This is a genomic window from Micromonospora sp. NPDC050686, from assembly GCF_040654475.1.
In the GTDB taxonomy this organism is placed as follows: domain Bacteria; phylum Actinomycetota; class Actinomycetes; order Mycobacteriales; family Micromonosporaceae; genus Micromonospora.
In genome coordinates, this window is sequence record NZ_JBFAID010000120.1 from 1 (window position 1) to 4204 (window position 4204).

General features: G+C 66.3%; 5 protein-coding genes and 2 pseudogenes. 3 read left to right on the forward strand and 4 right to left on the reverse strand.

The window, feature by feature from the left end:
* The 3 genes and pseudogenes from AB0H57_RS32510 to AB0H57_RS32520 all read right to left on the reverse strand — a co-directional run.
* A pseudogene (locus AB0H57_RS32510) lies at positions 1 to 196 on the reverse strand (hypothetical protein); the annotation flags it as partial.
* Between the two features lie 172 nt (positions 197 to 368).
* Positions 369 to 557, reverse strand: coding sequence for a hypothetical protein (locus AB0H57_RS32515; RefSeq protein WP_357512542.1), 189 nt, complete (start codon positions 555 to 557; stop codon positions 369 to 371).
* Positions 558 to 742: 185 nt separating this feature from the next.
* A pseudogene (locus AB0H57_RS32520) lies at positions 743 to 943 on the reverse strand (IS3 family transposase); the annotation flags it as partial.
* 542 nt (positions 944 to 1485) lie between these two features.
* On the opposite strand from AB0H57_RS32520, the gene AB0H57_RS32525 reads away from it, so the two are divergent.
* The 3 genes from AB0H57_RS32525 (at position 1486) to AB0H57_RS32535 (ending at position 3056) form a co-directional block, all read left to right on the forward strand.
* Positions 1486 to 2088 (forward strand): hypothetical protein, encoded by a 603-nt coding sequence (locus AB0H57_RS32525; protein ID WP_357512544.1) that lies wholly within the window; start codon positions 1486 to 1488, stop codon positions 2086 to 2088.
* Between the two features lie 2 nt (positions 2089 to 2090).
* Complete coding sequence (locus AB0H57_RS32530; protein ID WP_262286843.1) at positions 2091 to 2432, forward strand: nuclear transport factor 2 family protein; 342 nt, start codon at positions 2091 to 2093, stop codon at positions 2430 to 2432.
* Between the two features lie 180 nt (positions 2433 to 2612).
* A complete protein-coding gene (locus AB0H57_RS32535) occupies positions 2613 to 3056 on the forward strand; it encodes a hypothetical protein (protein WP_357512547.1) in 444 nt (147 codons plus the stop codon).
* A gap of 146 nt (positions 3057 to 3202) precedes the next feature.
* Here AB0H57_RS32535 and AB0H57_RS32540 read toward each other — a convergent pair whose 3' ends face one another.
* Positions 3203 to 3898 carry a hypothetical protein gene (locus tag AB0H57_RS32540; protein WP_357512549.1) on the reverse strand — a complete coding sequence of 232 codons (696 nt, stop codon included), beginning with the start codon at positions 3896 to 3898 and terminating at the stop codon, positions 3203 to 3205.
* Between the last annotated feature and the right edge of the window lie 306 nt (positions 3899 to 4204).

The window sequence follows — 4204 nt, forward strand, 5'->3', positions numbered from 1 at the left end:
CATCAATCAGGTACGCGCCCCGATACTCGGCCGGCAGCCGCAGCCACACCTTCCGCCGCATCACCGCCGCGCGCCGCTGCACCGCCTCGGTGGCGCCACCTCGCTGCGCTGCCACCACCACCCGCGCCAGATCGACGGCGATCGGCCCGGACGTCGAGCCAAACCTGATCGGCCGTTGACAAGGGATCTCGAGCACATCAGCGGAGGCGACGGCTTTCGCCCCGATGGGCTGCCCACTCGCCGATCCACATGGCAAGGTCGTGTACCCAGCTCTCGGTGCTCTGCCGGGACTTGGCCGACCACTTCGATGCATTCCTTGACGCGAAGTCGTCCATGACCTCGTGGTCAGTCGCGGTCCAGGCCGGAAACTACCCCAGCCACTCTTCTGCCTGGCTGGCGCTGTGGCCGCTGCCGATCAACCACTGGATTAGCAACGTAAGCTCGACCCACGGAGCTGCCTTGGTTGCCCACGCCCGGTCGACGATCCGTAGGCCGTGTTTGGTCACGATCAGGTTGGCCGGGTTGAGGTCGGAGTGGATCAGTATCTCGCCGTCCATCGCCGGGTGTGAGAACCCGAGCCGGGCTGCCGGGGTGAACCATGGCTGACCGGGCGCGCGAGTTTCCTGAAGTTCCTTCAGTGCGACTGCGTGCAGATCGAGATCCGTGCTGCCGGGTGACAGGTCGGGGTGGGGACCAGCGGGTGTCAAGCCCCGGGTTTGATGGAGAGTTGGTTATCTGGTTTTCAGGGGTGCGGTGACGGGTGGGTCATCGCGTGTAGCGCCTCGTGTTCGGCGGGTGGGACGTGGCCGAGTTCGCCGTGCAGCCGGCGGTTGTTGTACCAGTCGATGTACTCGACGGTGGCCATTTCCAGGTCGTCGAGTCCGCGCCACGGGCCCTTGTTGCGGACGAGTTCGGCCTTGTAGAGGGAGTTGAACGCCTCGGCCCCCTTACCGCCCGATGGCCCGATGTCCGCCGATGGCACTGGTCCGGCTGGTAGCCGACCTCGTGACCTCAACTACGGGCCAGCCGAAAGAACGTCCTAAACTCGACATGTCCGGGCGGCACCAGAATAGGCGCGACGGGACGCTGCGGAGCGCGCTCGCGGCAAATGAGTGCGGGCGCCGTCAACCTCGGTGACGCCGAATCGGCGTGGGTGCAGCTAACGGCGGTTGATCTTCGCAACCAACTGGGGACGATCACCCGCCGATAGAACGCGCGGGGCGGATCGATGTCCCGGACGATCAGCAGGTGCGTGAGCACTCGCTCCGCCCTCCGGTTCGAAGTAGTCAGGTGTCTCGTCTGCCATCACCCCTCCCCTGGGTAAAAGCATCGGTTTTGCGGGTGGCGGGCGGCGAACCGCGGGCGCCGCAACGAGCGGCGGACCATACTGGCACGGTGGAGGAGGACCTCGTCGAACTACTGGCCTCGACCGGAGTCACCTGCCGGTTGTTGGTCGAGCAGACGCGGGGCCCATACCACCGAGCTGTGCATCCCGAGCGTCGGGAGATCACCGAGGACCGCGATGGTCTCCCGCTGCGCCTCGGGCTACGCCTACTGGCGGCGGACGCCACCACCCCCCTCGCGGACGTCCTCGTCGAGGTCTGGCAGGCAGACCACGTGGGCCGATACTCCGGCTTCCAGCCATTCGAAGCGAGGCCGGGACAGGTGGTCACGTCGGAGTCGGTGCCGCACGATGTGATCGCCGCCGGTGAGACGTACCTGCGGGGCAGCCAGCGCACCGACGAGCGCGGGATGTGCGCGTTCAACACGATCTACCCGGGCTGGTACGCCAGCCGCACCGTGCACATCCACCTCATCGCGCACCTCGGCGACCGCTCGGTGACCACACAGCTCTACTTTCCCGACGCGGTCACCGACGAGGTGTTCAGTCGCCCGCCCTATCAGGGCCGGCCGCAGCGCGACACCATCAACGCCACCGACAGCATCTTCGCCGACGGTGGTGAGCAGATGATCCTGGACCTGCAAGGAGATCCGACGACCGGCTACACCGGGGTCCTCTGCGCCGTCCTCGACCGGCAAGGGCGACCTGCCTCGGCTGCGGGTCCTTCGGCGGAAAGCGACGGTTGATCGTGGCCAGCACGGAGCAGATCAGGGCCACCATCGAGGCTCACCTCGCCGCCGTCGGCGCCGCCGACGCCACCGCACTGGCAGATCTCTACACACCGGATGCCCGCCTGCATGACCCCGCTGGCGGATCCCCAGTCACCGGCCGAACGGCCATCGAGCAGCACTTTGCCGGCGTGCTCACCGAGCAACGGACAATGGAACTCGTTATGGTGGCGATCGCCGACCACCACGCCGCGTTCCACTTCCGCGCCACACCAGCCGAGGGCCCCACGAGAGAGGTCATCGACACCATGACCTTCGACGACCAGGCCATGATCACTTCAATGCAGGCGTACGCGAGCTAAACCACGTACTCAACTTGGCATGTCCGGACACTCCGAGGGCTGCTGCTGGGTGGTCACGCTTTGCAGCACGCGGATCGCGGCTAGATGTGCGCGCCCGCTAGTGGCGCCGTTCGGCCGGCCAGGACCCGAGGCGGGGTAATCCCTTGACTCTCGACCCGGTCGAGGGCTGACCCTTCCTGGGTGACGTCTGAAGAGCGCGACCAACGATCAGTCCCTCTCGCGATTGACCTGGAGATGCTGCGGCCGGTACTGCGCGGCGGCTGGGGAGCGGATACCTGCGACCCGCACGACGTGCAGGATTGGCACGCCGGCAACCCAGCCCGTGGTCAATGCGGGGTGACTGCCTTGATCATTCAGGACCTGCTCGGCGGAGAGCTGATCCTCGGCGAGGTCCTCGCCGGAGACGCCAAGGTCGGCTACCACTACTGGAATCGATTGGCCGACGGCCGCGAGGTCGACCTGACAGCTGACCAGTTCCAGCCACCGGAAGTCGTTGTCGGCGGTCAAGTCCAGCAACGCCCGCCGGGCCCACCTCGGCGATGCCGCCAGCAGTACGAGATCCTGCGGGACCGCGTCTTCGCAGCCCTCTACGGCGGCGATCCAACGCAATCCACGCAACAGTGACGGCCGGCGAACAGGCCGAGCGCACGAACGGCGGCAGATCCGGATGCTGGCGGGCAGATCTGCCAGGTAGATAACCCCGCCCCGTACCTTGATCTATTCGTGGCCGAAAGGATCGGCACAAGGACCGGCTATTCCACTTTCATCGTTCAGGAACGTGGACGGTGGCAAATGCCTCCCGGCTCGACCTGGTGGGAACACAGCGCGCACCACAGCGCCGGTACGGTCTCGTGGATTGTTGCCCCGAAGACGACGGGGTTCGCGTCGGCAGCCTGCGCTGGTGCCCGGGTGAAGTACCGGATGGTCCATGCGTCTCGGTCTTGTGGCCAGGCGCTGAGCTGGGCTTGGACAGCGACACCGGCGTCGTCGTCCAGCCACCAGGACTCGGTCGGGCCAGTCGCTTCGGGCACGCGCTGCGGTAGTCGCCGCTCGTCCACTACCGGGACCACCTCGCGCGGTGTGTGGCAGGTGAAGGTCCGATGGAACCAGCCACTAACTGTCACGAGCATGGCGTGGCTCTCCAGACGCTGTTCGACGGAGCGGTCGATCACGCGGTAGGACCACCGGCCGGGTCCCATAGCGGTGCGGCCGTCAGCAAGGATGTCGACGCCCCAGGTCCAGTCGCCGTCCACGATTCCGGTGAAGGCCAGCCCGAGCGGGCTGCGATGAACCACCACATCACCAGCGAGGCCGTACTCCATGCCGTTGAAGCCGATGACCGGGTACCAAAGACCGCCGAAGCGCTCCTCGAACCCGATCATCGCCTCGATCAACTCGTCGGGTGCCGCCTCGATCTGGTCATCGACGTGGAGGACGGCCATCGAGCGGATGTCGGTAGCGGCCATGCGCGGCATCCGGCGGCGGGACCGTCGAGCGAGCACTGCTCGAGCGCGGCCACAAGCTCGGATCATCTAGAACGTATACCCGGCAAGCTATCACCGGCGCTCACCCATGAACCCGCTCGCGGACGCGCCCGGAACCCACCAACACACTCTTCTCGGCAAGACCGAGCGCCGCCTTGACTGACCAACTGTGACGCTGTGTGACGCGAGATCAGCGGCATGAGCGCGCACCTGCCGTCCGACTTCGGTGGCCGTTTCCGTCAGGGCAGATCGCGGCGCAGGACGTAGTTGAAGCCGAACTCTGTCTCG